Genomic DNA, 25,211 nt, shown 5'->3' on the forward strand with positions numbered 1-25,211 from the left:
GACCGAGACCGGTCCCACTGGAATCGGAGGATAGACGAACATCGACACCCGCCGCCGCCCGAATAGGCGCGTTCTTACCCGCGTGCAGCACCGTCCAGTCCAGGTCAGCGCTGCTGCGGCTCGGGCAGATGGTCGAACCCATGCGGCGGACTTCCTCTCGTACGAACGGGATAGCACGCGTTCCGTGCTGTCTGTATCGCCACAACAGAGGTCCGCCGCTCAACATTCCCGGGCGTTACGCGAGTGACGAGGTCCACTTCACGACACCGTCCTGAATAATCTTCAGGGCCTCGTCCTGGCCGAGCGGCGCCCGTTTGGGGACGGCGAAGCCATGATCGCCGTAGGGCACCTCGACGAGTTCGTACGTCCCCTCGGGGAACTCCTCGGGTCTCCCGAACGGATCACCGCCGCCCTGTACGACGAGGGTGGGCACCCCGGAGCCGAGCAGTTCCGCGGCGCGTGACTTCTCGGGGCGGCCCGGCGGGTGCAGCGGGAAACTGAGCGCCAGCACCGCGGCGGCGCCCAGCTCCACCGCCGTACGGCAGGCGACGCGGGCTCCGGCACTGCGCCCGCCCGCGATCACCGGAAGCCCGGCCCCCGCGACCGTCGGCCACAGTCCCCGCCAGCCCACGTCGAGCGTCCTGGGAGCGGGAGCCACTTTCTTACCCGCCACCCGCCAGGGCTGCTCGACCAGCGCGACCGTGACGCCGTGCGCGGGGAGCACGCGGGCGAGCGCCTGGAGGTCCCGCGCCTCCACGCCTCCGCCGGCCCCGTGGCCGACGGCGAGAACAAGCCGCGCGCCCGCCGCCCGGTGCCAGGTGACGCGGCCGGTGCCGGCCTCCGTCTCGACCAGCTCGGTCACTTCAGAACCCGTGTCGGAACCTCTGTCGGAACCTGTGTCAGAACTCACGTCAGAAGAGTGTGCCCTCTTCGGGCCCCTCCAGCTCCTTCAGCAGCTCCGGCCCGTTGTTGCGCACGTTGCTCACGGCCGTGGAGACCGGGTAGGCCCGCATCAGCCCGGCCGGCGGCGCGGCGAGCAGTGAGCGCAGGTCCTCGACCTCGGTCCGCGCGGGATCCAGCCACGCGTCCCAGCGGTCCGGTGTGAGCATCAGGGGCATCCGGGGGTGGATGTCGGCCAGCGTCCGCGGCCCGTCGGCGGGGGCCACCGCGAGCGGCGTGGTCTCGGCCTCGGTCGTGATGACGGAGCACGTCACCCACCAGGCCAGCGGATGCTCGTCGGGAAGCGTCCGGTCCCGCCAGAACTCGTACAGCCCGGCCATCGCGAAGACCGAACCGTCCGCGGGCGTCACGAAGTACGGCTGCTTGCGCGGCCGCTTCTTCTTGCCCTCGACCTCCAGATCGCGCTCACCGGCCCCGGTGACCCACTCGTAGTAGCCGTCGGCGGGGATGACGCAGCGCCTGGTCGTGAAGGCACGGCGGTACGAGGGCTTCTCGTGGACGGTCTCGGCGCGCGCGTTGATCATCCGGGCGCCGCCCTCGGGCGTCTTGGCCCAGGACGGGACGAGTCCCCACTTGAGTGTGCGCAGCTGGCGAACCGGTCGCGAGGTGTCGGCGTCCTTAACGGGACGGTCGAGAACCGCATAGACCTCTTTGGTCGGGGCCACGTTGTAATCCGGGGCAAGAGCCTCCTCGGGCTCCCACTTCTCGATCTCAAAGATTCCTGCGAGATCCTCGGGCCCACGACTCGCTGCATACCGTCCGCACATACGTGCCACACTGCCAGATTCCACGACACCAGAGGGAGCCACCTCCGACAATGGACAGCACCGCAGCCACCTCGCTGTCAGGGGTCTGGGACCAGGTCTTCGGCAGCCAGCCGGACCCCGATCTGTGGGTGGTGATCGCCACCCTCGTCGCGGCCCTCGCCGTGACCGTCCCGCACGGCGTCTGGCGGCTCTCCCGCAACGCCATCACCATCGCGCACGAGGGCGGCCACGGCCTGGTGGCCCTGCTCACCGGGCGCAGCCTCAACGGCATCCGGCTGCACTCCGACACCAGCGGCCTCACCGTCAGCCGCGGCAAGCCCACCGGCCTCGGCATGATCCTCACCGCCTCCGCCGGCTACACCGCTCCCCCGCTGCTCGGCCTCGGCGGCGCCGCGCTGCTCGGCGCGAACCACATCACCGCGCTGCTCTGGCTGGCCACGATTCTGCTGGTGGCGATGCTGGTGATGATCCGCAACGCGTACGGCGCGCTCACGGTGCTCCTCACCGGCGGCACCTTCGTGGTGGTGTCCTGGCTCGCCGGTCCCCAGGTGCAGGCGGCGTTCGCGTACGTGGTGGTGTGGTTCCTCCTGGTCGGCGGTGTCCGCCCGGCCTTCGAGCTCCAGGCCAAGCGGAGCCGCGGCGGCGCGGGCGACTCGGACGCGGACCAGCTGTCGCGTCTCACGCACGTACCGGCGGGCCTGTGGCTGTTCCTGTTCCACGCGGTGTCGCTGTGCTCCCTGATAGGCGGCGGCCGGTGGCTGCTGGACATGTGACACCCCGGAGGCCGCTTTCCGGTGCGCGACGGCCCCTTCGAGCCGTTCCCCGGCAGAATCCGGTGGCGCCGACCGCCACTAAACTGGGCGCATGACCGCTAACCCCGCCCACACCGCCCTCTGGCCCGCCCCGCACGCGCGCGGAGCCGTCGACGCGACGGTCCACGTACCGGGGTCCAAGTCGGTCACCAACCGCGCGCTGGTGCTCGCGGCACTCGCCTCCGAGCCCGGCTGGCTGCGCCGCCCGCTCCGCTCCCGCGACACGCTGCTGATGGCGGGCGCGCTGCGCGCGATGGGCGTGGGCATCGAGGAGACGGTGTCGTCGAGTTCGACGGTCGCCGCGGGCCCGGACGCCTCGGGCGAGGCCTGGCGGGTCATCCCCTCGGGCCTGCACGGCCCGGCCACCGTCGACGTCGGCAACGCCGGCACGGTGATGCGCTTCCTGCCGCCCGTCGCGGCCCTCGCCGACGGCCCGATCCGCTTCGACGGCGACCCTCGTTCCTACGAACGCCCGCTGAACGGCGTGATCGACGCGCTGCGCCTGCTCGGCGCCCGCATCGACGACGACGGCCGCGGCGCACTCCCGCTGACCGTGCACGGCGGGGGCGCGCTGGACGGCGGCCCGGTGGAGATCGACGCGTCCTCGTCCTCGCAGTTCGTCTCCGCCCTCCTGCTGTCCGGCCCGCGCTTCAACCAGGGCGTGGAGGTCCGCCACATCGGCGCCTCGCTGCCCTCCCTACCGCACATCCGGATGACGGTCGACATGCTGCGCACGGTCGGCGCCCAGGTGGACACCCCGGAGTCGGGCGGCGAACCGAACGTCTGGCGGGTCACGCCGGGCGCCTTGCTCGGCCGTGACCTGACCATCGAGCCGGACCTGTCCAACGCGCAGCCGTTCCTGGCGGCGGCCCTGGTGACCGGCGGCAGGGTCGTGATCCCTGACTGGCCCGCGCACACCACCCAGCCGGGCGACAGGCTGCGGGAGATCTTCACCGAGATGGGTGGCTCCTGCGAACTGACCGAGGCGGGGCTGGAGTTCTCCGGTTCGGGTTCGATCCGTGGCATCGACGTGGATCTGGGCGAGGTCGGCGAACTGACCCCCGGCATCGCGGCGGTGGCGGCCCTCGCCGACTCCCCCTCGACCCTCAGCGGCGTGTCCCACCTCAGGCTGCACGAGACGGACCGCCTGGCGGCGCTCACCAAGGAGATCAACGAGCTCGGCGGCGACGTCACGGAGACGGCCGACGGCCTGCACATCCGGCCGCGCCGGCTGCACGGCGGCGTCTTCCACACCTATGACGACCACCGCATGGCGACGGCCGGTGCGATCATCGGCCTGGCGGTGGAGGGCGTACAGATCGAGAACGTGGCGACGACGGCGAAGACCCTCCCGGACTTCCCCGATCTGTGGACCGCAATGCTCGGGAACTGACGGGCGGATCACGATCATGCGCCGTTACGGCAAGAACCCCGACGAGGACGACATCCCCACCCGCCCCAACCGCAAGGGCAACCGTCCGCGTACGAACATCCGCCCCAAGCACGAGGACGCCTCGGAGGGCATGATCCTCACCGTCGACCGGGGAAGGCTCACCTGCCTCGTCGAGGACCGTGTGGTGATGGCCATGAAGGCCCGCGAACTGGGCCGCAAGGCGGCGGTGGTCGGCGACCGGGTGGCGATCGTCGGCGACCTGTCCGGCACCAAGGACACCCTCGCCCGCATCGTCCGCATCGAGCCGCGCACCTCGGTGCTGCGCCGCACGGCCGACGACGACGATCCCTACGAGCGCGTGGTCGTCGCCAACGCCGACCAGCTCGCCATCGTCACGGCCCTCGCCGACCCCGAGCCGCGCCCGCGCCTGATCGACCGCTGCCTGGTGGCGGCGTACGACGGCGGCCTGGAACCGCTCCTCGTCCTGACGAAGTCGGACCTCGCCCCGCCGGACAAACTCCTTGAGCTGTACGGCGACTTGGACATCCCCTTCGTGGTCACCACCCGTGAGGACTTCGCGGACGGACAGGCCGTGGACCTGATCCGCGAACAACTGAACGGCAAGATCACAGCCTTCGTCGGACACTCAGGCGTGGGCAAGACGACCCTGGTCAACGCGCTGGTGTCGCAGGACCGGCAACGCAGCACCGGCCACGTCAACGCGGTCACCGGCCGAGGCCGCCACACCACGACCTCGGCACGGGCGATCCCGCTCCCGGACTCCGCGGGCTGGGTCGTCGACACCCCCGGCGTCCGCTCCTTCGGCCTCCACCACGTGGACCCCTCCCGGGTCATCAAGGCCTTCCCCGACCTCGAACCCGGCACCGAGGGCTGCCCCCGCGCGTGCAGTCACGACGAGCCGGACTGCGCGCTGGACCAGTGGGTGGCGGACGGTCACGCGGACCCGGCCCGGCTGTACTCGCTGCGCCGGCTGCTGGCGACGCACGAGCGGCACGAGGGCGACTGATACGGCTTGTTCGCCGTATGACCTCCGCGTTGTTTGCGCCCCCCACCATGCCGGTAAATGCATACTCGCACCCAGTACCACCGGAAAAGCCGCTGACCAGACCAAGCAGTCGACGTTCGGACGTGGGAGGACAAGCCATGGCATGGCTGCTGGTCGTTGTGGCGGGACTGCTCGAAACGGGCTTCGCCGTCTGTCTCAAGCTGTCGCACGGTTTCACCAGACTCTGGCCCACGGTCGCGTTCTGCGTCTTCGCCCTGGGCAGCTTCGGCCTGCTGACCCTCTCCCTCAAGAAGCTGGACGTGGGCCCCGCGTACGCCGTCTGGACAGGCATCGGCGCGGCCGGCACCGCGATCTACGGAATGATCTTCCTGGGCGACCTCGTGTCGACCCTGAAGATCGTCTCCATCAGCTTCGTCATCATGGGAGTCATCGGCCTCCAACTGTCAGGCTCCGCACACTGAACGCACTCCCCCCTCTCTAGACGCTGAGGCGCCGAACGGGCGGCAGGGCGGCCCGCACCAGGTCGGACAGCCCGCCCTCCCCGGGAGGCGCGGACACACAGGACAGCGAGAGCCGGACGACCAGTTCGCAGGAGCGGGCCAGCTCGGCCGTGTCCACCCCCCTTGAGGTGGCGAGCGAGACGACGGCCTTGTCACGGACGAGCGCCACGAGGTCGGCGGGCGAGGGCAGCGGCCCGTCGGCACGCCGCTGCGCGGGCACGGCGGAGGACGAGGGCACCGCGGAGAGCGTCAGCGCGGGCAGCCGCTCACTCCAGCACCCGGTCAGCATCGCCCGCACCAGCACGTTGCCCCGCGCCGCCGAAGCGGTCCACTCGGCGGTGGCGACCAGCCGCTCACGGGCGTCCGCGTGAGCACCCAACGCCCGCTCCACCCCCGCCAGATAGGCATCGGTCTCCCGCCGTACGAGGGCACGCGCCAGCCCCTCCTTGCTCCCGAACTCGTTGTAGAGCGTCTGGCGAGACACCCCGGCCACGGCGGCCACATCGACCATCCGCACCGCGGACCACGCCCGACGCGCGAGCGCCGTGTAAGCGGCGTCCAAAAGGGATTCCCGAGCAGCAGGCATCATCGCCTCCCAGCGGCGATCGGCTCCGCAGCTCAGGTTTGACGCGCACAGGTTCACTGTCAAGAGTGCGCACAACCCCCGGAACCGCACGCCCAAGAGACGAGCCCCTCACCGGCCAGAACCGGAGGGACCACACAGCGGCACCCGCGACCCAACGCAAGGGGACGCGCCGGAACGTCCGCCCGCAGCGGCTGGCGCGTCAACACCGCCCCCTTCCTGCCCGACCGATTCCGCGCCAGACCGAGGACGGATGCTCCGGCGCGGCCCCGCCCCACAGCCGGACCGGCGCGGTACCTCGCCCACGGGGACCCCCAGGCCGTGTAGCCCTCCCCAGGACAGGCAGATACGGTTCCCCCATGCCCGACTATCACGATGACCTGCGGCTGGCCCACGTCCTCGCCGACGCCGCCGACGCCGCGACGATGGCCCGGTTCAAGGCGCTGGACCTCAAGGTCGAGACCAAGCCGGACATGACGCCGGTGAGCGAGGCGGACAAGGCCGCCGAGGAACTCATCCGCGGCCAGCTCCAGCGGGCACGCCCTCGCGACGCGATCCTCGGCGAGGAGTACGGCATCGAGGGCACGGGCCCCCGCCGCTGGGTGATCGACCCCATCGACGGCACGAAGAACTACGTACGCGGCGTCCCCGTCTGGGCCACCCTCATCTCCCTGATGGAGGCGGCCGAGGGCGGCTACCAGCCGGTCGTAGGCGTGGTCTCCGCCCCCGCGCTCGGCCGCCGCTGGTGGGCGGCGAAAGGCGCCGGCGCGTTCACGGGCCGCAGCCTCACCTCCGCCTCCCCGCTGCACGTCTCGAAGGTCTCGCGCCTCGCGGACGCCTCCTTCGCGTACTCCTCGCTCAGCGGCTGGGAGGACCAGGGCCTCCTCGACGGCTTCCTCGACCTCACCAAGGCCGTCTGGCGCACCCGCGGTTACGGCGACTTCTGGCCGTACATGATGGTCGCCGAGGGCTCCGTCGACATCTGCGCCGAACCCGAGCTCTCGCTCTGGGACATGGCGGCGAACGCGATCATCGTGACCGAGGCGGGCGGCTCCTTCACCGGCCTCGACGGCCGCCCCGGCCCGCACAGCGGCAACGCCGCCGCGTCGAACGGGATCCTGCACGACGAACTGCTGGGCTACCTGAACCAGCGGTACTGAGGCGAGGCTCCTGAGTAACCCCCGGGCGCCCCGAACCAGCGCCACGCGCCCCCTTGTTGACCCTCCTTTTACCTGCGACTCTGAGAGCCCCCCACTTGTGAACTTGTGAATCACTTCTCATGACGCCCGCCGGGGACCCCGACGCCACCGCCACCGATCGGCACCCAGCCGAAGACCGGCGCGACGCCAGGAATCCCGGCACCGCCAGGACAAGCGGTTCACCAAGGAGGTGGCTCCAGCCCATGCTCGTCCGCGACGCCATGAGCACGGTGGTCCTCACCATCGGCCCGGCACACACCCTCCGCCAGGCGGCCCGCCTGATGTCCGCGCGCCGCATCGGCGCGGCCGTAGTCCTCGACGAGGACTCGAGCGGACTAGGAATCCTCACTGAGCGCGACATCCTGAACTCGGTGGCCCTGGGCCAGAACCCGGACACCGAGACCGCAGGAAGCCACACCACCACCGACGTCGTCTTCGCCGCCCCCGGCTGGACCCTGGAGGAAGCCGCGACAGCCATGTCGCACGGCGGCTTCCGACACCTGATCGTGCTCGACGGCACAGGCCCCGTCGGCATCGTCTCGGTCCGGGACATCATCCGCTGCTGGGCCCCGACCCGCCGGCGCTCACCCGCGCAGGTCTGACACCCGCTCAACCGGCCGGGCCCCCTGGAACCCAGGGAGCCCGGCCCACCACCGCGTGAAGCGGAACCGCCAACGACCCGCGACAGCGCCCCGTCAGCCCCGCAGCTCCTGGACCGCGGCCTCAAGCCGCTTCCCGAAGTCCCCGTCGGCCCGACGGAAGTTGCCGATCGCCCGCTCGGCGATGTCGTCCCGGGAGACCTTGGCGATGAACCCCGCCAGGTTCTCGATCAGCCGGACCTTCTCCTCCTCGGAGAAGAGCCGGTAGAGGTTCCCCGCCTGCACGAAGTCGTCGTCCTCGGCGTGAACAGGGGCCTCGTGGTTGCCGGTCGCACCGGCGACCGGGGTCGACACCCACAGCGGGCGACCGGTCTGGACGGGCCCGCCGAACGAGTTGGGCTCGTAGTTCTTCGCACCGTTGTGACGCCCGTCGTACAGGATCCCGTCACGCGAGTTGGTACGCGCCTCGGTGGCGTGCGGCCGGTTCACCGGCAGATGGTCGGCGTTGACTCCGACGCGGTAGCGGTGGGCGTCGCCGTACGCGAACAGCCGTCCCTGAAGCATCTTGTCGGGCGAGGGCCCGATACCCGGCACGAAGTGCGCGGGCGAGAAGATGCTCTGCTCGACCTCGGCGAAGATGTTCTCCGGGTTGCGGTTGAGCTCCAGCCTGCCGATCTCGACCGGCGGATAGTCCTCGTGCGGCCACACCTTGGTGAGGTCGAACGGGTTGAAGCGGTAGTTCGCCGCCTCGGCCGCCGGCATGATCTGCACCTGCACGGTCCAGGACGGGAAGTCACCGCGCTCGATGGACTCACGCAGGTCGCGCTGGTGCGAGTCGGGGTCCACACCGGAGAGCCGGACGGCCTCCTCGGTGGTGAGGTTCCTGATCCCCTGGTCGGTCTTGAAGTGGTACTTGACCCAGAAGACCTCGCCGGCCTCGTTGTTCCACTGGTAGGTGTGCGAGCCGTACCCGTTCATGTGCCGCAGGGTCGCCGGAATGCCACGGTCACCGAAGAGCCAGGTCACCTGGTGCGTGGACTCGGGCGAGAGCCCCCAGAAGTCCCACACGTTGTCGGCTTCCTGCGATCCGGTGTACGGGTCGCGCTTCTGCGTGTGGATGAAGTCGGGGAACTTGATGGCGTCCTTGATGAAGAACACCGGGGTGTTGTTGCCGACCAGGTCGTAGTTGCCCTCTTCGGTGTAGAACTTCAGCGCGAAACCGCGGGGATCACGGACCGCGTCCGCGGAACCGAGGTTGCCCGCCACGGTCGAGAACCGCAGGAAGGTCTCGGTCCGCTTGCCCACCTCGGAGAGGAACTTGGCCCGGGTCCACCGCGAGACGTCACGAGTGAGCGTGAAGGTGCCGTACGCACCGGCGCCCCGCGCGTGCACGACCCGCTCCGGGATCCGCTCGCGGTTGAAGTGCGCGAGCTTCTCCAGCAGCGCCTGGTCCTGGACGAGGACGGGCCCGCCGATGCCGGCGGTCTCGCTGTTCTGGTTGTCCGCGACCGGCGCACCGGCCTCCGTCGTAAGCGGTCCCTGCGTCACGTGCGCCTCCTGCGTCGTTCGAGCGAGTTCTGACCTCACCCAGTACCGCAATCGATCCTACATTGGACAATGTCCAAGTCAAGGAGAGCTCCAAAGTCACACCTGTTCGGGATCTGTTCCCTTTACTGTTAGGCTTGTTCGCATGAGCGACCTGCTGGAACGACTACGCGGACGCGGATGGCGGATGACCGCACAACGGCGCGTCGTGGCCGAGGTCCTGGACGGCGAGCACGTCCACCTGACGGCCGACGAGGTGCACGCGCGTGCGGTCGTCAGGCTGCCGGAGATCTCCCGGGCGACCGTCTACAACACACTGGGCGAGCTGGTCTCCCTCGGCGAGGTGCTGGAAGTCGCGACCGACAAGCGCGCCAAGCGGTACGACCCGAACGCGCACCGCCCGCACCACCACCTGGTCTGCGGCCAGTGCGGCTCGATCCGGGACGTCCACCCGGACGGAAACCCGCTCGGCGATCTCCCCGACTCGGAGCGCTTCGGTTTCACGGTGTCGGACGTCGAGGTGACCTACCGCGGTCTCTGCCCGAACTGCGCGGCGGCCTGACCGCCCCGACCGACAGCAAACACACCGAAGGCCCGGAACCATTGGTTCCGGGCCTTCGGTCTTCAGTAGCGGGGACAGGATTTGAACCTGCGACCTCTGGGTTATGAGCCCAGCGAGCTACCGAGCTGCTCCACCCCGCGTCGTTGAAATGAACAGTACGTCACCCCTGCGGACCAGCGCAAATCACTTCCAGCCCGTCCAGCGTCTGAGGACGAGCCCTTCGGGCGAACGGGGGTCAGGGGGCGGAGCCCCCAGGAACGGGACGGGAAGGGGCGGAGGGGGCGAAAAAACCATCCTCCCCCACCCCTCACGCCGACAACTCCTCCCGCAACGCGTCCCGCAACCGAGCAGCCCGCTCGGAAACCTCAGCGGGCCCAAGAGAGACCGCACGGTCGGCCCACCGCTGCCCCTCGGCGAGCTCTCCGCCGCGCGCGTACACGAGCGCGAGCCGAAGCGCCGCCCGCCCGTGCCCCGCGTCGGCGGCCCGCTCCCACCACACCGCGGCCTCCGGCTCACTGCCCTCGCGAGCGAGCAGCAGGCCCAGGTTGAACGCGCCGTTGCGCGACCCCGCCTCCGCCGCCTCGCGGTACCACCGAGCCGCCTCCACCACGTCGCCCCGCGCGGCGGCCAGCATCCCGACCCGCACCTGCGCCCGACGGTGCCCCTGGGACGCCGCCCGCTCGTACCACTCCTCGCACTCGCTCTTCTCCTGCGCGGGCTCCCCCAGCTCGTGCGCGGGCACCGGCGGGCGGCGGGCGTCGAGGACGGCGGCGAGCCGGTAGGCGGCCTCGGCGCTGCCGCCCCCCGCCGCGGACCTCAGATGCCGCTCGGCGTCCCGCTCGTCCCCTTCACGCAGCCGCGCGATGGCCACCTGGAGCGCCGCCTCGGTGTGTCCGGCGGCGGCGGCACGCTCGTACCACCGCAGGGCCGCCTCGTCGTCGTCCTCGGTGCCCCGTCCTGCGTGCAGGATCCCCAGGTTGAACGCGGCGTCCACGCTCCCGGCCTCCGCGGCCTTGGAGAACCACGGCTGGGCCCCGGCCGCGTCGCCGACCTGGAGCAGCAGGATGGCGAGCGCGTTCGCCGCCTCGCGGTGACCGGCGTACGCGGCACGCCGGTACCACTGCTCGGCCTGCGCGGTGCGGCTCTGCTCGGCGCAGAGCAGCCCGAGGTTGTACGCGCCGTTCACGTCACCGGCGTCCATCGCGGCGCGGTACCACCGCTCGGCGGTCTGTGTCTCGCCGCGCTCGGCGTGCAGCGCGCCCAGCGCGTTGGCGGCGTTCCCGTCTCCGTCCTGGGCGGCCCGCAGCCACCAGACGGCGGCGCTGTCGGGGTCGCCCGCGTCGCGCAGCAGGAAGCCGAGCGCGCACGCGGCCCGCGCCTCACCGTCCTTGGCGGACGTCAGATACCAGCGGCCCGCCTCCTTGAGCTGGCCGCGCTTCTCCAGGATCGCCCCGAGGTGCAGCGCGGCCCGTCGGTGCCCGCGCGCGGCGGCCTGGCGGTACCACTGCTCGGCCTCCTCGCCGCCGGCGCCGATGACGCCGCCGTCCGCCCTGGCCGCGCCCGAGTCCACGACCTTGCGGTCCAGGGTGCGCGCCAGCCGGTACGCGGCCTCGCGGTGTCCGCGCTCGGCGGCGGCACGCATCCACTGCTCCGCGCCGACGTCGGCGCGGTGCTCCAGCAGGTCGGCGAGCGCGTACGCGCCCAGCGCGTGGCCCTGCTCGGCGGACTGGCGCAGCCAGTACTCGGCGGCGGGCTCGTCGCCGCGCTCGCGGTGGTAGCGGCCGAGTGCGTGCGCGGCGGCCGCGGAACCGGCGACGGCGGCGATCCGCCACCAGCCTGCCGCCTCCTCGCCGTAGCCGCGCTGGTGCAGGAGGACACCCAGGTTGTTGGCGGCCGCGCGGTCTCCGGCGGCCGTGGCGGCACGCAGTTGAGGCTCGGCTCCGTCGAGATCACCGCGGCGCAGCAGCATCGCTCCGAGGACACTCATGGCCTCGACTTCGCCGGCTTCCGCGGCGAGCCGTTGGCGTGCCTCCTCGGCAGCCTCGCCGGTTTCGTCCCGATCGGTAGGCTGCACAAAACGCCCTGTATCCAACAGAGTTGCCTTGTCCCCCATAACGTCCATCGTCGCACCACCTGCAACCTGGGTACACCTGGTATACCGCAGCCAGTGAGGTCACTTCAGCGTTTTGTCGACATGCCCACAGAGAGACAAGTCAAACACAGATTTTCCAACTCCCCACGTTTGGAGCAGCAGATCACGCGAGTCTCCAGGTCATCCGGAAGCGGCGCGCCGTGACACACGTCGAAGGCCCGGATCCTTGATCAGGATCCGGGCCTTCGACTTTCAGTAGCGGGGACAGGATTTGAACCTGCGACCTCTGGGTTATGAGCCCAGCGAGCTACCGAGCTGCTCCACCCCGCGCCGTTGTGTTGCAACCGTACCACGGCGCGGGGTGCTCCTGACTCAGCCGTCGGCCGGGCTCTCGCTACCGCTCGGAGTCGGGCTCGCACTGCTGTCGGGGCTCGCGGTGCCGCCACCGCCACCGGTGGGCTCGTCGGCCTTGGCCTGCGCCTCCTCGGCCCGCTTCAACGCGGACTCAAGATCCTTCTGCGCTACGCCGTACGCCTCCCAGTCACCCTTCGTGAGGGCTTCCTGGCCCTCGTCGAAGGCCTTCTGGGCGTCGTTCAGCGCTTCCTGGACCGTCGGGTTGTTCGAAGTCGGCGGCGGGTCGGTGGTGTTGTCGGGTGGTGGTTCGGTGGTCGAACCCTCTGCCCCGAGAACCTTGTTGAGCGCCGCGTCGAGCGTGTTCTCGAAGGCGGTTCTGCCTCCGTAGCTCACCAACACCTTGCGCAGCAGCGGGTACTTGAGTCCACCACCGCGTACGTAGACGGGCTCCACGTAGAGCAGTCCCCCGTCGAGTGGCACCGTCAGCAGGTTGCCGTACTCGACTTCCGAGTCGCCGCCCTGCAGGAGTCTGATGGACTCGGCGATCGTCGGCTGGGAGTTGAACTGGCTCTGGACCTGTTTGGGCCCGTCGACGGGTTCACTCGTCGGCAGTTTCAGAATTCTGATCTTGCCGTAGCCGGGTGTGCCCGCCTCCGCGTTGACCGACATGAAAGCGCTCAGGTTGTCCCGGCCGTTCGGTGTGAACGTCGTGGTCAGTGAGAACGCCTGTGACGTCTGCCCCGGCATCTCCATGCTCAGGTAGTACGGCGGGACCGCGTCGCCCGACTTGTTGGTCGGGTCGTCCGGGACCTGCCACACCTCACTGCCGCTGAGGAAGGTGTCCGCGTCCTTCACGTGGTAGCGGGTCAGCAGCTCGCGCTGAACCTTGAACAGGTCCTGCGGATACCGCAGATGGGCCATCAGCGAGGACGAGATGTCGCTCCGGGGCTCCACCGTGTTCGGGAACGCCTTCATCCAGGTCTTCAGGACCGGATCCTCGGTGTCCCACTGGTAGAGCTTGACCTCACCGGTGTACGCGTCGACGGTCGCCTTCACCGAGTTGCGGATGTAGTTGACCTGGTTCTGCTGGGCCACCACCGCCCGCTGGTTGTTGGTCGCCGTCAGCGAGTCGGCCGTCGTGTCGCCCAGCGTGGTGCGGGAGGCGTACGGATAGCCGTTGGTGGTCGTGTACGCGTCGACGATCCACTGGATCTTCCCGTCGACGACCGCCGGATAGGCGTCACCGTCGATGGTCAGCCAGGGCGCCACCGCCTCGACCCGGTCCTTGGGCGTGCGGTTGTAGAGGATCCGCGAACCCTCGCCGATCGCGCCGGAGTAGAGGATCTGCGGCTCGCTGAACGCCACGGCGTACGCGGCACGGTTTATCGGGTTCGAGAGGTTGATCCCGCTCTTGCCCCGGTAGCTCGTGGTCTTCTCGCCGTTGTCGTCGGAGTAGTCGATCTCCTTCTGGGGACCGCCGACGATCGAGTACTGCGTGGTCTTCTCGCCGTAGTAGACCCGCTGCTCGTACGTACCGAGGTCGCCCTTGGACGGCAGGTCGGACTCGGTGAAGACCGGCTGGCCGCCGGAGGTCGCCGTGGTGCCCTTGGCGGCGACCACGCCGTATCCGTGGGTGTAGCGGAAGTGGTCGTTGATCCAGTTGTTCTTCGGGATGCCCGCGAGGTTCAGCTCACGCAGCCCGATGACCGTGTCCTGGTCCGTGCCGTCCGCGCTGTAGCGGTCGACGTCCAGGTTGGTCGGGAACGCGTAGTAGTTCTTCATCTGCTGCAACTGCTGGAACGCCGGGGAGACGATGTTCGGGTCCAGCAGCCGGATACTCGCCGTGGTGTCGGCGTCCTCACGCAGCTTGGTGGTGTCCTTGGTCTCGCTCGTGCCCGCGTACTCCGTGACGTCGGTGCCCTCGATCCCGTAGGCCTCCCGGGTCGCCTTGAGGTTCTTCGCGACGTACGGCGCTTCCTTGGCCTGTTCGTTCGGCTGGACCTGGAACTTCTGGACGATCGCCGGGTACAGGCCGCCGATGAGGATCGCGGAGAGCACCATCAGGCCGAAGCCGATGACGGGCAGCTGCCAGGTACGCCGCCACAGGGTGGCGAAGAACAGCAGCGCGCAGATCACGGCGATGCAGAACAGGATCGTCTTGGCCGGCAGATACGCGTGGGCGTCGACGTACCTCAGGCCGGTCCAGCTGTCGGTCGCCTTGAAGTCACTGGACTTCACCGCGAGTCCGTACCGGTCGAGCCAGTAGGCGACCGCCTTCAGCGCGACGAAGAGGCCCAGCAGGACCGACAGATGCCCGGTGGCTGCCGCCGTGGCACGCGCCCCGGGGCTGGTGATGCGCAGCCCGCCGTAGAGGTAGTGCGTGAGCGCGGCGGCGATCAGCGACAGCACGGTGGCGGCGAAGCCGAAGCCGAGCAGGAAGCGGTACCAGGGCAGGTCGAAGGTGTAGAAGGAGATGTCGAGGCCGAATTGGGGGTCCTCCTGGTTGAAGGGAACCCCGTTGACCCACATCAGCCACGTGCGCCACTGACCCGAGGCGGACGCGCCGGCGATCAGTCCCACCAGGGAGGTGACGCCGAGGAGCAGCCATCTCTTGTACGGCGCGATCCCCATGCGGTACCGGTCGAGGCTCTGCTGCTCCATCGACATGGCGCTCAGCGGCGGGCGCAGCCGGTGCGCCAGCCAGATGTTCACGCCGACAGAGGCCGCCATGAGCAGCCCGAAGACGAAGAAGAGCCCGATCTTGGTCCACAGCGTGGTCGTGAACACCGACGAGTAGTGAACCGATCGGTACCAGAGCCAGTCCGTCCAGAACCCCGCGAACATGACGAAGGCCATGGCCAGTGCGGCCAGCACGCCCAGTGTCATGAGCAGGGTCCGGACACGCCGGGACGGGCGGCCCACTCTGATCCGTGGCCCCGACGGGCCTCCGCCGCGGTCCGGCATCTGGAAAGCCAAGGTGCGCACCTCGAAGTTCGCTGTTGGTCCGTCAGGTCCCCGTGATCGTGGACCATTCGTCAGGCTCCGTGATCGTGGAGCCTCATCTATGCAACTTACTCACGCTTTACTCGGTTCCCGTTTCCGGGGACTAACGAGGCAGGATTGTGACCATGTCCAACACTCCCATGGCAGCGAGCCCGCTCACCCGGGCCGTACTCGAGATCGACGAGTACGCCTCCGGCCTCGGCTGGGACCAGCCCGCTCGCCTCTTCGCCCTCGTAGACACCGCACGGCTACGGGCCCAGGAACCCGGCCTCGCGGCCCAACTCGGCCTCCAGGACGAGCCGGCGACCACCGGTCTCACCCCCATCGAGCAGGACGAGATCCCCGCGGGCAAGCCCCTGGACGAGTTTCTCGGCACCATCGCCTGGCCGGACGCCGTCGTCGGCTGCGCGCTCACCGTGGAGCGGCTGATGCTGCCGCCGTCCGCCGAGGCCTCCGTCCCGGAGGGTCTCAGTGAGAAGAAGCTCACGCAGTGGGTCGCCGAGCACCCGGACCGTCAGGAGGTGCGCATGACGGTCGGTGTGCTGCGTGACGGCACCCGCGACTCCGCGCTGCGCCTGCGCGAGAAGGACGCTCCGGCGGAGGTGCTCACGGGCGCGGGCCTGGTCCCGGGACTGGCGGAGGCCCTGTCGGCGACGTTCGCGGAGTAGCTTCGCGAAGCCGTACGCCGGACGCGTCCACTGTTACTCGGTGGTGCACTTCGGCAGGTCGGCCGTCTTTCCGGCACTGATGTCCTTGAGGGCGCTCATCGCGTCGTCGATGGTCTTCACCTTGACGAGCGTGAGCCCCTCGGGGGTGTCCTTGGCGGCGTCCGCGCAGTTGTCGGCGGGCGTCAGGAAGTACTGGGCGCCCTTGTCCCGCGCGCCGACCGTCTTCATCTCGATGCCGCCGATCGGGCCGACCTTGCCTGCGTCGTCGATGGTGCCGGTGCCCGCGATGAACTCGCCGCCGGTGAGGTTGCCCGAGGTGAGCTTGTCCACGATGCCGAGGGCGAACATCAGCCCCGCGCTCGGTCCGCCGACATCGGCGAGCTTGATGTCGATGGTGAACGGGAAGGTGTGGTCGGTCCCGGCGGAGATCCCGACGATGGCGCGCGACTCACCGTCGTCGTCGGACTTCTTGGTGGTGATCGTGATGTCCTCGGTCTCGGTCGCCGTCTTGTTCTCCTTCTCGGCGGCGGCCTGAGCCTTGGCGGGCACGACGGTGAAGACGACCTTCTCGCCCGGCTTGTGCTTGGTGACCAGCTCCGCGACGTCGTCGGGCGCCTTCACGGTCGTACCGTCGACGGCCTTGATCACATCACCGGCGTGCAGCCTGCCCTCGGCCGGGGAGTCCTTGACGACCGTGGAGACGATCACCCAGGACTTCACCGGGATGTCCAGCTCCTTGAGGGCCGCGACCTTGGCGCTCTCCTGGGACTGGCTGAACTCCTCGGCGTTCTCCTGCGTCGACTGCTCCTCCGTCTTGCCGTCGGGGTAGAGCGTGTCGTGCGGGACCACCTTGTTGTCGTGCGCGAGCCAGCCGTAGACCGCTTCGACGAGGTTCATGTTGTAGTCGGCGCTGGTGACGCGGACGGTCGTCATGTTGAGATTCCCGGTCGCCGGGTAGGTCTTGCGCCCGTTGATCTGCAGCACCGGCTCGCCGTCGTGGTCGCCCAGCGTGTTCACGGTCGGCCCCGGGGACATCTCCGAGTACGGCACTTTGATGAACACTCCCGCGCACAGGAGCGCGATCAGAATCAGGGTGGAGGCGAGCATCGTCGCGGTGCGGCGTGGCATGGCACGACAGTACGGGACGGTGCTGTCAAAGCGCCGTCGGGGCCGTCCGTACGGGGGCCTGGCCACGGGCCCCGCCGCCCCCACGGACCTCGCGGGCCGAGAGCGCCGGAGCGTCAGGCGGCGTCGGAGGAGGACTTCTCCAGCGCCACGGACCTCTTGGCGCCGACGGGCCGCTCCACGACCTCGTACCGGTCCACGGCCTCGGGCCTTTCCATGGCCGCGCGGAAGCGGGCGTAACCGTCGAGTTCGATGCCGTCTCCCGTGGTCTTGCGGTTCCGGCTGGCCCAACTACCCCACAGTCCGGCGCCGACCGCAGCCAAAAACGGAATCAGCAACCAGGCAAGCGCCGCCATGCCGACCTCCCAACCCCATGAGCGACCGCAACTGACTGATCAGCAGATTAACCATCAGCAGTGTCAACGCTCACGCCCGGGGGTCGGTTACGCAACCGGAGGGCGCCCACGGTCCCTCAGCAGGCCCCGACCCACTCCTCCGTGCCGTCCGAGAACTTCTGGTGCTTCCAGATCGGCACCTCGTGCTTGAGGTCGTCGATGAGCTTGCGGCACGCCTCGAAGGCCTCACCCCGGTGGGGGCACGACACGGCGACGACGACGGCGAGGTCCCCGACGCTCAGGTCCCCGATCCGGTGGACGGCGGCCAGCGCGCGCACCGGATACTCGGCGATCACCTTCTCGGCGACCCGCCGCATCTCGGCCTCCGCACTGGGGTGACACGAATACCCCAGCTCATCGACGTCGGCCCCGCCGTCGTGATTGCGCACCGTCCCTACGAACAGGGCGGTCCCACCGGCCGCGTCGTCCCCCACCGCCCGGAACACCTCGTCGAGCGACAGCGCTTCCTCACGAATCGCCAGCAACCGAATGGGATCCTGCGCGCCCAGCTCACCAGGATGGTCATAGATAGCAGCCATACCCCCATCGTGCCGCACCCCACAGACACGGGGAACTCCGACCTCCCAGCCCGCCCGACGACCGAGGGCGAACCCCCCAGCCCGTCCGGCGCTTGAGGACAAGCGCTTCGGGCGCCCGAGGCCGAGCCCCACCCAGCCCGAGCGGCGCGTGAGGACAAGCCCTTCGGGCGCCCGAGGCCGAGCCCCACCCAGCCCGTCCGGCGCTTGAGGACGAGCCCTTCGGGCGACCGGGGGTCTGGGGGCGGAGCCCCGGGGGACGGGAAGGGCAGGGGCGGAGGGGGCGAACCCAGCTTCTACGCCGACACGTACGCCGGGCGCCGAAGCGGCGAAGGCAAGCCCCGGGCACGCCGCGCACGCCGGGCGCCGAACCCGCGAAGACAGGCGCCAGGCCCGCCGAACGGGACCCGGGTCACAAGCGCCACGGCGCCCCACCCGCCGCCACTCAGATCCGCCGCCGAGCCTTCCGCGCCCGCCGCACCACCGCAGCCGCCCCCAACAGAGCAACCGTCGCCCCCGCAGCCCCCGCCGCGGTCGCGTCCTTGCGCCCGAGCCGCCGCCCGGCAACCGTGTGCCGCCCGGCAACCTCCTCCAGCAACTCCGCGAGAACCTCCTCGTTGCTCCACTGAGGCCGCCACCCGGCGTCGTGCAGCCGGCTCCCGCTCACCACCCAGGGGTACATCGTGTATGCCAGATCCCCGGCGGGCGAAGGCGTGAGCCCGATCCGGTGCAGCCGGGCTGCCGCGCCCAGAGCGACCGCGGAGGGCAGCTCCATCCGCCGGATCCCGCTGAGCTCCTCGACCTCCTCCTGCTCCAACCACCCGTCGCATCCGACGGCCAGCTCCCCCTCCACCTTCTCCACGACGGCGTACTCCAGGGCACTGCACAGGTCCTCGACGTGACAGAACTGCCACGCGGGTCGCGACCCCGCCACCACGAGCAGCCGCGGCGACTCGAAGTACCTGGTCAGAGCCGTATCGGTGCCGCCGACCAGCACAGCGGGCCGTACGACGGTGACGTTGAGCCCCGGATGCGCGCGCGGCGCCCGCCGGGCGAGCCGCTCGACCTCCAGGAGGTCGCCGACGCCGGTGGCCTCGGCCGTCGCGCGCAGTTCGGCGTCCTCGGAGAGGGGCAGCTCGTTGTCGGGCAGCGCCCCGTAGACCATCGCGGAGGTGCACAGCACCACCCGGTGCACCCCTGCCGCGGCGGCGGCCGTAAGCACGGTCTGTGTCCCCCGGACGTTGTAAGCCGTCCGTGCCGCCGCGTCCGACTCCAGATCGAGGTCGAGCGCGAGGTGCACGACGACATCCGCACCGCGCAGTTTCTCGGCGATCACGGGGTCGCGGACGTCCAGGATGTGCCACTGGGCGGCCGCGCACTCGCCGCGCCGCTCGTCGATGGCGATGACCTGCTTGATCCCGTCACTGGCGGCCAGCCGCTCGGTGAGCAGCGCACCCACACCGGACGCGGCGCCGGTGACCGCGACGACGGGCCCGCGCGCGGGTGGGCTGGTTGAGTGGTTTCGCGCTGCGCGAACCTGCGGATCTGGGGAACTCACCGGGCGTCTCCAGCGGTTGTCTTCAGTAACGGACGCGCGTGACGCGTGCGTACCAGGTGGCATCCATCCTGCCGCAGGCCGCGAGTCGGCGAAGCACCGAGGCCCGATCGGGCTTGGGTGTCTACGCTGGGTGGTGTTGTCGGGCAAGCCGCCGTCGGAGAGAACCGGCGGCCTTAGCAGCCGAGGAATCCCGTGAGTGACACCCCATTCGGATTCGGCCTTCCGCCGGAGGAGCCGGAGAACGGCGACGAGGGCAAGAAGAAGGACCAGGAGAGCGGCGGTGGCCAGGGACCGGCCAATCCGTTCGGTTTCGGGGGTTTCCCCGGCGCCGGCGGCCCCGGCGCCGACAATCCGCTCGCAGCCATGTTCGGTTCCATGAACCCCAATGACCTGGGCGCCGCGTTCCAGCAGCTGGGTCAGATGCTCTCGTACGAGGGCGGTCCGGTGAACTGGGACATGGCCAAGCAGATCGCCCGCCAGACGGTCTCCCAGGGCACCTCGGACGGCGTGAAGGACACGAGCGTCGGCCCCGCCGAGCGCACGGCCGTCCTGGAGGCCGTGCGCCTGGCCGACCTGTGGCTGGACGACGCGACCTCCCTGCCGTCCGGCGCGAACACCGCCGTGGCCTGGAGCCGCGCGGAGTGGGTCGAGGCGACACAGCCTGCCTGGAAACAGCTCGTCGACCCGGTCGCCGAGCGGGTCGGCGCGGCCATGGGCGATGTCCTGCCGGAGGAGATGCAGGCCATGGCGGGCCCGCTCATCGGCATGATGCGCTCCATGGGCGGCGCCATGTTCGGTACGCAGATCGGGCAGGCCGTGGGCGTGCTCGCGGGCGAGGTGTTCGGTTCGAGTGACGTCGGACTGCCGCTCGGCCCGGCGGGCAAGGCCGCGCTGCTGCCGCTGAACATCGAGTCGTTCGGCAAGGACCTGGGCATCCCCCAGGAGGAGGTACGGCTCTATCTCGCCCTGCGCGAGGCCGCCCACCAGCGGCTCTTCGCCCACGTGCCGTGGCTGCGCTCGCACCTGTTCGGCGCGGTCGAGGGGTACGCGCGCGGGATCAAGGTCGACACGGCCAAGCTGGAGGACGTGGTCGGGCAGTTCGACCCACAGAACCCGGAAGAGCTCCAGCAGGCACTCCAGCAGGGCATGTTCCAGCCGGAGGACACCCCGGAGCAGAAGGCGGCGCTGGCCCGTCTGGAGACGGCTCTCGCGCTCGTCGAGGGCTGGGTGGACGCGGTCGTGCACACGGCCGCCAAGCCGCGTCTGACCTCCGCCGACGCGCTGCGCGAGACGCTGCGCCGCCGTCGCGCCTCGGGCGGTCCCGCCGAGCAGACGTTCGCCACGCTGATCGGCCTGGAGCTGCGCCCGCGCCGGCTGCGGGACGCCTCACGCCTGTGGGCCTCGCTCACCGACGCGCGCGGTGTCGACGGCCGGGACGCCCTGTGGGCCCACCCGGACATGCTCCCCACCGCCTCCGACCTGGACGACCCGGACGGATTCGTGCACCGGGAGCAGCTGGACTTCTCCGAGCTCGACAAGATGCTCGGCGAGGCGGCTGACGGTTCGGGTCCCGGTTCCGATTCGGGCTCGGGCTCGGATTCGGGTACAGATTCGGGCTCGGGGTCCGGCGAGAAGCCGAATCTGAAGAAGGACGACGGCAAGGACGACGACACCGAGTGAGCCTGTACGACGACGCGGTCCTCGTGGTCAAGAGCCACGAGGGCCAGGACGAGCTGCGCCAGGCTTACGTGGACCATCTGGCCGCGCATCCGGACGGTGTGTGGAAAGCCTGTACGGCCGGGCACATCACGGCGAGCGCCCTGGTGATCGACCCCGAGCACGGCCGTGTCCTGCTGACCCTCCACAAGAAGCTGCGCATGTGGCTCCAGACGGGCGGTCACTGCGAACCGGAGGACGCCACGCTGGAGGCCGCGGCCCTGCGCGAGGCCACGGAGGAGTCGGGCATCACGGCTCTCCAACTGCTCCCCGGTGGTCCGGTGCGGCTCGACAGCCACCCGATCCCGCCGCCGTGCCACCGGCACTTCGACGTCCAGTACGCGGTGAAGGCCTTGCCGGGCGCCGTGCAGGAGATCAGCGACGAGTCGCTGGACCTGCGCTGGTTCCCCTACGACGAGGTCGCGGGCGTGGCCGACGAGTCGGTCGTACGACTCCTGGACGCGACCCGCGCACGGCTCTGATCCGGGCAGCGGTAAGGGGCGACCACCACTGCGGTCGCCCCTTACACGTGCCTGCTGTCGGGTGCGCTCCCCGACGGCTCAGCTCCAGGCGTTGCCCTGGTTCTGGCCGTGGGCGCCCTGCTGTCCCATGCCGTACTGGGCACGGACCCCCTGGCCGATCACGGCGTTCTGCGGCGGCAGCAGTTCGCTGGGCTGGACGAGTGCGTAGCCCTGCCCCAGGAAGCTGAGCTCCCAGCCCTCACCCGTGCTGCCACGGCGCCGCCACACTCCCGAGGAGTGGGTCTGGGCCTGCATCTGTACGCGCAGGCTCGTCGACCACGCCACGATCGCGTCGGCGTCGCAGTTGACGTACTTGTCCGGCGTGACCTGCATCAGCAGCGGCATTCCGGAGGTCATCAGCGCGACCTTGCCGTGCCCGGTGATGTTGAGCTGGTACTTGCCTGATCCGGAGATGCCGTACTGGCTGTCCACGGCGATGACCTCGTGGTGCAGCGAGGAGTCCATCGCCAGCACGTAACTGCTGTCGACGGTGAGACCGTCCTGGTCCACGTCGACCACGTGCACGTGCTGGGCGAGGTTGGCCAGATAGACCGTCCCCTGCCCGTGGCAGCGCATCAGGTCGAGGCCTTCGCCGGTGTGGGCGCGCGACCGCTGCCGGCCGCTGTTCTGGTACTCGGCGTCGAACTCGACGAGCCCCTGGTACGCGACCATGGTGCCCTTGCGCGCGAGGATGTCGTCGTGTCCCGCCAGGGCGACGCGCAGCATCTGCGAGTTCTGCAGGCTGTAGCGCTCCTGGGTCTGCTGTTCGTTGTAGCCGAAAAGCGGGCTCTGCATGGTGTCCTGCTCCCCCTCAGCCCCGGACTCGGAGACGGTCGGTGCTGTCCTCGCTGGGCTGGACGACGACGATGCCCTGCCCGGAGAACGCCATCTGGAACGCCTCGCCGCTGCCGCGGCCGATCAGCGACTGGGCCTTGAAACTGCGCTTGCCCTTCACCTTGAGGTTCGGGGACCAGGCGACGAGCGCGTCCGGGTCGACGTAGGTCTCGTCCTCACCGCCGCCGCAGTCGACGACGATCGGCTTGCCCCGGGAGGTCAGCGCGACCCAGCCCTGCCCGGAGATCTTGGTGTTCCACAGGCCCTGTCCGGCGAACTTGGCGAGCCCCTTGACGCGCTCGACGCCCCACGTCAGGTGGGCGTCGAAGGCGAGCAGGTTCGTCGCGTTGACGGAGATCGCGTCTCCGTTGAGGTTGATGACGACGACGTTCGCCCCGTAGTCGGCGAGGTAGAGCAGGCCGTCGCCCGACGCCTTCATCAAAGGCGCGCCCTCGCCGGTGGCCCAGTCTCGGGCGATCTGGCGTACGGCGGGCGGGTTGGGCTCGTACTGGACGAACCCTTCGTAGGCGACCATCGACCCCACGCGCGCGAGGAGGTCGTTTCCGGTCTGCATGGCGACCTTCAGCATGTGGTTGCCGTGGTTCTCCATGCGGGCGGTGACGGGTGCCGGGGCGAAGCCCGAGAGTGGCTGGTTCATGACGGGCTCCCTCAGACCTCGTACGGCTGGACGACGATGAAATTGCCGGGCGCGCCGCGGAACTGGAGGTTCACGCTCTCTCCGCTGTCACCGGGGTAGGCGTTCCGGCGCATCCGTACCTGGCTGGAGACGATCACCTGGGAGGCCGCGGACCAGGCGACGACCGCGTTGCAGTCGGCGAACGTCGTGGGCGTGACGGGCAGCACGACGGGTGCGCCGTGGGTCTTCACGACGATCGTGCCGGTCCCCTGGAACAGCATCGTGAAAAGCGCGCCCCCGGGGATGCCGTGCCCCTCGATCCTGCGGACCTCGTACTGAAGGGTCTCGTCGAAGGCGAGGACGCTCTCGGCGGACACACAGATTCCGTCGCCCTGGAGTTCGATGGGGTGGACGTGGGAGCCGCTGTCGGCGAGGAACACCTGACCTCGGCCCGAGCAGCGCATGAGCTGCATCTCCTGGCCGGTCGCGTTGCCCACGATCCGCCCGGCGAAGCCCGCGCCCTTGTAGCTGAAGTCGACCTTGCCCTGGTAGAGCACCATGCTGCCCTGCCGTGCCAGGACGGCCTGGTCACCGGCCGCACCGAGATCGACGCGGATCAGCTTCTTGTTCTGCGGGGTCCAGCGCTGGCCGGTGGGCTTCTCTTTGAAGGCCTGCAGAGCCGCCGACACACCGGCAGCGCCCTGCGGAGCTCCCTGGGGAACGCCGTACGGGGAGGGGGCGCCCGGCTGCCCGGGAATCTGGCCCGGGACCTGGCCGTAGCCGGGAGGAGGGGGCGGAGTCTGCCCGCCGTAGCCCGGAGGCGCCGGCGGAGACTGCTGCCCGTAGCCGGGTGGCGGCGGAGCGGACTGGCCGGGGGGCTGCTGGCCGTAGCCCGGCGGCGGACCGGGCTGCCCGGGAGGCTGGGCGTACGGCGCGGGGCCGGGCGGGGGTACGTTTCCGCCCGGCGGGGTGTGCAGCGGAGCGACTATCGTCGGCGCGGCGTGCACCGACGGCGCGGGTGCCGGGGCGGGCGGCGGAGTGCCTCCCTGGGGCGGCGCGAAGCCCTGTGCGGGCTGCGGCGCGGGCGCGTTCGGCACGCCGAACGAGGGGGGCGCGCTTGCCTGGGCCGGCGGCGCGAAGGAGGGCGTGGCGGCCTGCGGCTGCGCGGCGGGCTCCTCTTCGGCGACCTCGCCGCCGAAGTTCTTCAGCAGCGCGTCGAGCCCGCCGTCGAAGCCCTGTCCCACGGCGGCGAACCGCCAGACGTCCTTCAGGTAGAAGTCGCCCAGCATCACGGCACGCTCCGTGGTGAACTCCGTGCCGTTGAACGAGTACCGGGCCACCTCCTCGCCGCCCGCGACGATACGGAGGTATCCGGGGGCGATCTGTGACATCTGCCCGGCGCCGTCGAGGGTCGCCGTGAAGGAGAGTTTGTGGATCTTCGGCGGGATCCGGTCGAGCGTGACGCGGAAGGACTCGGTGTCCCCCGCCTGGGTGCCGAGGAGCTGGATGGACTCCTCAGGGGACTTCGGCTGGTTGAAGAAGACGAAGTACTGGTCGTCCGAGAGCCGTTCGTCGGCGTCCAGACCGAAGCAACTGATGTCGAAGGTCAGCCCGGGGCCGGCGATCTGCACACCTACGTACAGATCGGTGCCCGCGGTGAGGTCACTGATCTTGGCCTTGTGGCCGCGTTGGAATTCCCTGGCCATGCGTAACGACCGTCCCCCATCCCGATGCGAGTGCGTCGCGTCAGGCTAACGGCAAACGCCGACAGTGAAGGAAGCCGGTACAGACCCGGTACACAAACACCCCTCGGCGCGGGCGGGGA

General features: G+C 70.0%; 23 protein-coding genes and 2 tRNA genes. 10 read left to right on the forward strand and 15 right to left on the reverse strand.

Annotation, left to right across the window (positions count from 1 at the left end):
* Positions 1 to 235: 235 nt before the first annotated feature.
* The gene (locus ACIP79_RS09380) at positions 236 to 862 is read right to left on the reverse strand and encodes an alpha/beta family hydrolase (RefSeq protein ID WP_401221418.1); all 627 of its coding nucleotides are present in this window, start codon (positions 860 to 862) and stop codon (positions 236 to 238) included.
* 49 nt (positions 863 to 911) lie between these two features.
* Complete coding sequence (locus tag ACIP79_RS09385; RefSeq protein ID WP_387185924.1) at positions 912 to 1,727, reverse strand: SOS response-associated peptidase; 816 nt, start codon at positions 1,725 to 1,727, stop codon at positions 912 to 914.
* Positions 1,728 to 1,777: 50 nt separating this feature from the next.
* On the opposite strand from ACIP79_RS09385, the gene ACIP79_RS09390 reads away from it, so the two are divergent.
* The 4 genes from ACIP79_RS09390 (at position 1,778) to ACIP79_RS09405 (ending at position 5,420) form a co-directional block, all read left to right on the forward strand.
* Complete coding sequence (locus ACIP79_RS09390; RefSeq protein ID WP_401221422.1) at positions 1,778 to 2,500, forward strand: M50 family metallopeptidase; 723 nt, start codon at positions 1,778 to 1,780, stop codon at positions 2,498 to 2,500.
* Positions 2,501 to 2,591: 91 nt separating this feature from the next.
* Positions 2,592 to 3,932, forward strand: coding sequence for a 3-phosphoshikimate 1-carboxyvinyltransferase (gene aroA, locus ACIP79_RS09395; protein WP_401221425.1), 1,341 nt, complete (start codon positions 2,592 to 2,594; stop codon positions 3,930 to 3,932).
* Between the two features lie 16 nt (positions 3,933 to 3,948).
* The gene (gene rsgA, locus ACIP79_RS09400; protein WP_401221428.1) at positions 3,949 to 4,959 is read left to right on the forward strand and encodes a ribosome small subunit-dependent GTPase A; all 1,011 of its coding nucleotides are present in this window, start codon (positions 3,949 to 3,951) and stop codon (positions 4,957 to 4,959) included.
* Positions 4,960 to 5,096: 137 nt separating this feature from the next.
* On the forward strand, positions 5,097 to 5,420 hold the full coding sequence (locus ACIP79_RS09405; RefSeq protein WP_362027310.1) for a multidrug efflux SMR transporter: 324 nt from the start codon (positions 5,097 to 5,099) through the stop codon (positions 5,418 to 5,420).
* A 16-nt stretch (positions 5,421 to 5,436) separates the two neighbouring features.
* Here the strand turns inward: ACIP79_RS09405 and ACIP79_RS09410 are convergent, their stop codons facing one another.
* The gene (locus ACIP79_RS09410) at positions 5,437 to 6,045 is read right to left on the reverse strand and encodes a TetR/AcrR family transcriptional regulator (protein WP_401221431.1); all 609 of its coding nucleotides are present in this window, start codon (positions 6,043 to 6,045) and stop codon (positions 5,437 to 5,439) included.
* Between the two features lie 356 nt (positions 6,046 to 6,401).
* Here ACIP79_RS09410 and hisN point away from each other — a divergent pair, with 356 nt between their 5' ends.
* A complete protein-coding gene (gene hisN, locus ACIP79_RS09415) occupies positions 6,402 to 7,202 on the forward strand; it encodes a histidinol-phosphatase (RefSeq protein ID WP_401221433.1) in 801 nt (266 codons plus the stop codon).
* Positions 7,203 to 7,444: 242 nt separating this feature from the next.
* The gene (locus ACIP79_RS09420) at positions 7,445 to 7,843 is read left to right on the forward strand and encodes a cyclic nucleotide-binding/CBS domain-containing protein (RefSeq protein WP_383681728.1); all 399 of its coding nucleotides are present in this window, start codon (positions 7,445 to 7,447) and stop codon (positions 7,841 to 7,843) included.
* A 93-nt stretch (positions 7,844 to 7,936) separates the two neighbouring features.
* Here the strand turns inward: ACIP79_RS09420 and ACIP79_RS09425 are convergent, their stop codons facing one another.
* The gene (locus ACIP79_RS09425) at positions 7,937 to 9,388 is read right to left on the reverse strand and encodes a catalase (protein ID WP_401221435.1); all 1,452 of its coding nucleotides are present in this window, start codon (positions 9,386 to 9,388) and stop codon (positions 7,937 to 7,939) included.
* Positions 9,389 to 9,530: 142 nt separating this feature from the next.
* On the opposite strand from ACIP79_RS09425, the gene ACIP79_RS09430 reads away from it, so the two are divergent.
* Complete coding sequence (locus ACIP79_RS09430) at positions 9,531 to 9,947, forward strand: Fur family transcriptional regulator (protein WP_401221438.1); 417 nt, start codon at positions 9,531 to 9,533, stop codon at positions 9,945 to 9,947.
* A gap of 66 nt (positions 9,948 to 10,013) precedes the next feature.
* Here ACIP79_RS09430 and ACIP79_RS09435 read toward each other — a convergent pair.
* From ACIP79_RS09435 to ACIP79_RS09450, 4 genes are all read right to left on the reverse strand, one after another.
* Positions 10,014 to 10,087: transfer RNA gene (locus tag ACIP79_RS09435), tRNA-Met, on the reverse strand.
* 167 nt (positions 10,088 to 10,254) lie between these two features.
* Positions 10,255 to 12,069: a sel1 repeat family protein gene (locus tag ACIP79_RS09440; RefSeq protein ID WP_383687961.1), complete on the reverse strand. Its 1,815-nt coding sequence runs from the start codon at positions 12,067 to 12,069 to the stop codon at positions 10,255 to 10,257.
* Positions 12,070 to 12,295: 226 nt separating this feature from the next.
* A tRNA-Met gene (locus ACIP79_RS09445) sits at positions 12,296 to 12,369 on the reverse strand.
* 42 nt (positions 12,370 to 12,411) lie between these two features.
* Complete coding sequence (locus ACIP79_RS09450; protein WP_401222097.1) at positions 12,412 to 15,357, reverse strand: UPF0182 family protein; 2,946 nt, start codon at positions 15,355 to 15,357, stop codon at positions 12,412 to 12,414.
* A 164-nt stretch (positions 15,358 to 15,521) separates the two neighbouring features.
* Between ACIP79_RS09450 and ACIP79_RS09455 the strand changes: the two genes are divergently transcribed.
* Entirely contained in the window at positions 15,522 to 16,064 is a 543-nt protein-coding gene (locus ACIP79_RS09455; protein WP_383687960.1) for a PPA1309 family protein, read from the forward strand.
* Between the two features lie 33 nt (positions 16,065 to 16,097).
* On the opposite strand, the gene ACIP79_RS09460 is transcribed toward ACIP79_RS09455, so the two are convergent.
* From ACIP79_RS09460 to ACIP79_RS09475, 4 genes are all read right to left on the reverse strand, one after another.
* Positions 16,098 to 17,192: a PDZ domain-containing protein gene (locus tag ACIP79_RS09460; protein ID WP_401221441.1), complete on the reverse strand. Its 1,095-nt coding sequence runs from the start codon at positions 17,190 to 17,192 to the stop codon at positions 16,098 to 16,100.
* A gap of 113 nt (positions 17,193 to 17,305) precedes the next feature.
* Positions 17,306 to 17,545 (reverse strand): hypothetical protein, encoded by a 240-nt coding sequence (locus ACIP79_RS09465; RefSeq protein WP_401221444.1) that lies wholly within the window; start codon positions 17,543 to 17,545, stop codon positions 17,306 to 17,308.
* A gap of 116 nt (positions 17,546 to 17,661) precedes the next feature.
* Positions 17,662 to 18,123 (reverse strand): molybdenum cofactor biosynthesis protein MoaE, encoded by a 462-nt coding sequence (locus ACIP79_RS09470; RefSeq protein WP_401221447.1) that lies wholly within the window; start codon positions 18,121 to 18,123, stop codon positions 17,662 to 17,664.
* A 442-nt stretch (positions 18,124 to 18,565) separates the two neighbouring features.
* Positions 18,566 to 19,678 carry an SDR family oxidoreductase gene (locus ACIP79_RS09475; protein ID WP_401221450.1) on the reverse strand — a complete coding sequence of 371 codons (1,113 nt, stop codon included), beginning with the start codon at positions 19,676 to 19,678 and terminating at the stop codon, positions 18,566 to 18,568.
* A gap of 192 nt (positions 19,679 to 19,870) precedes the next feature.
* On the opposite strand from ACIP79_RS09475, the gene ACIP79_RS09480 reads away from it, so the two are divergent.
* Both ACIP79_RS09480 and ACIP79_RS09485 read left to right on the forward strand, forming a co-directional pair.
* On the forward strand, positions 19,871 to 21,358 hold the full coding sequence (locus ACIP79_RS09480; RefSeq protein WP_401221453.1) for a zinc-dependent metalloprotease: 1,488 nt from the start codon (positions 19,871 to 19,873) through the stop codon (positions 21,356 to 21,358).
* Positions 21,355 to 21,876 carry an NUDIX hydrolase gene (locus tag ACIP79_RS09485; RefSeq protein WP_401221456.1) on the forward strand — a complete coding sequence of 174 codons (522 nt, stop codon included), beginning with the start codon at positions 21,355 to 21,357 and terminating at the stop codon, positions 21,874 to 21,876. Before ACIP79_RS09480 ends, ACIP79_RS09485 begins: the two co-directional genes overlap by 4 nt.
* 78 nt (positions 21,877 to 21,954) lie before the next feature.
* Here the strand turns inward: ACIP79_RS09485 and ACIP79_RS09490 are convergent, their stop codons facing one another.
* Genes ACIP79_RS09490 through ACIP79_RS09500 form a run of 3 tightly spaced genes read right to left on the reverse strand, consistent with a single transcriptional unit; the run spans position 21,955 to position 25,092 of the window.
* Positions 21,955 to 22,710, reverse strand: coding sequence for an AIM24 family protein (locus tag ACIP79_RS09490; RefSeq protein WP_401221459.1), 756 nt, complete (start codon positions 22,708 to 22,710; stop codon positions 21,955 to 21,957).
* 16 nt (positions 22,711 to 22,726) lie between these two features.
* Entirely contained in the window at positions 22,727 to 23,407 is a 681-nt protein-coding gene (locus ACIP79_RS09495) for an AIM24 family protein (RefSeq protein WP_266832316.1), read from the reverse strand.
* 11 nt (positions 23,408 to 23,418) lie between these two features.
* A complete protein-coding gene (locus ACIP79_RS09500; RefSeq protein ID WP_401221462.1) occupies positions 23,419 to 25,092 on the reverse strand; it encodes a TerD family protein in 1,674 nt (557 codons plus the stop codon).
* Positions 25,093 to 25,211 lie beyond the last annotated feature (119 nt).

It is taken from the genome of Streptomyces sp. NPDC088747 (assembly GCF_044751025.1).
Lineage (GTDB): Bacteria > Actinomycetota > Actinomycetes > Streptomycetales > Streptomycetaceae > Streptomyces.

Bases quoted from the DNA above. Each gene is read 5' to 3' on its own strand.
- ACIP79_RS09385 (WP_387185924.1), bottom strand. From the start codon at position 1,727: ATGTGCGGACGGTATGCAGCGAGTCGTGGGCCCGAGGATCTCGCAGGA.
- ACIP79_RS09390 (WP_401221422.1), top strand. From the start codon at position 1,778: ATGGACAGCACCGCAGCCACCTCGCTGTCAGGGGTCTGGGACCAGGTC.
- aroA (WP_401221425.1), top strand. From the start codon at position 2,592: ATGACCGCTAACCCCGCCCACACCGCCCTCTGGCCCGCCCCGCACGCG.
- rsgA (WP_401221428.1), top strand. From the start codon at position 3,949: ATGCGCCGTTACGGCAAGAACCCCGACGAGGACGACATCCCCACCCGC.
- ACIP79_RS09405 (WP_362027310.1), top strand. From the start codon at position 5,097: ATGGCATGGCTGCTGGTCGTTGTGGCGGGACTGCTCGAAACGGGCTTC.
- ACIP79_RS09410 (WP_401221431.1), bottom strand. From the start codon at position 6,045: ATGCCTGCTGCTCGGGAATCCCTTTTGGACGCCGCTTACACGGCGCTC.
- hisN (WP_401221433.1), top strand. From the start codon at position 6,402: ATGCCCGACTATCACGATGACCTGCGGCTGGCCCACGTCCTCGCCGAC.
- ACIP79_RS09420 (WP_383681728.1), top strand. From the start codon at position 7,445: ATGCTCGTCCGCGACGCCATGAGCACGGTGGTCCTCACCATCGGCCCG.
- ACIP79_RS09430 (WP_401221438.1), top strand. From the start codon at position 9,531: ATGAGCGACCTGCTGGAACGACTACGCGGACGCGGATGGCGGATGACC.
- ACIP79_RS09440 (WP_383687961.1), bottom strand. From the start codon at position 12,069: ATGGACGTTATGGGGGACAAGGCAACTCTGTTGGATACAGGGCGTTTT.
- ACIP79_RS09450 (WP_401222097.1), bottom strand. From the start codon at position 15,357: ATGCCGGACCGCGGCGGAGGCCCGTCGGGGCCACGGATCAGAGTGGGC.
- ACIP79_RS09455 (WP_383687960.1), top strand. From the start codon at position 15,522: ATGTCCAACACTCCCATGGCAGCGAGCCCGCTCACCCGGGCCGTACTC.
- ACIP79_RS09460 (WP_401221441.1), bottom strand. From the start codon at position 17,192: ATGCCACGCCGCACCGCGACGATGCTCGCCTCCACCCTGATTCTGATC.
- ACIP79_RS09465 (WP_401221444.1), bottom strand. From the start codon at position 17,545: ATGGCGGCGCTTGCCTGGTTGCTGATTCCGTTTTTGGCTGCGGTCGGC.
- ACIP79_RS09470 (WP_401221447.1), bottom strand. From the start codon at position 18,123: ATGGCTGCTATCTATGACCATCCTGGTGAGCTGGGCGCGCAGGATCCC.
- ACIP79_RS09490 (WP_401221459.1), bottom strand. From the start codon at position 22,710: ATGCAGAGCCCGCTTTTCGGCTACAACGAACAGCAGACCCAGGAGCGC.
- ACIP79_RS09495 (WP_266832316.1), bottom strand. From the start codon at position 23,407: ATGAACCAGCCACTCTCGGGCTTCGCCCCGGCACCCGTCACCGCCCGC.
- ACIP79_RS09500 (WP_401221462.1), bottom strand. From the start codon at position 25,092: ATGGCCAGGGAATTCCAACGCGGCCACAAGGCCAAGATCAGTGACCTC.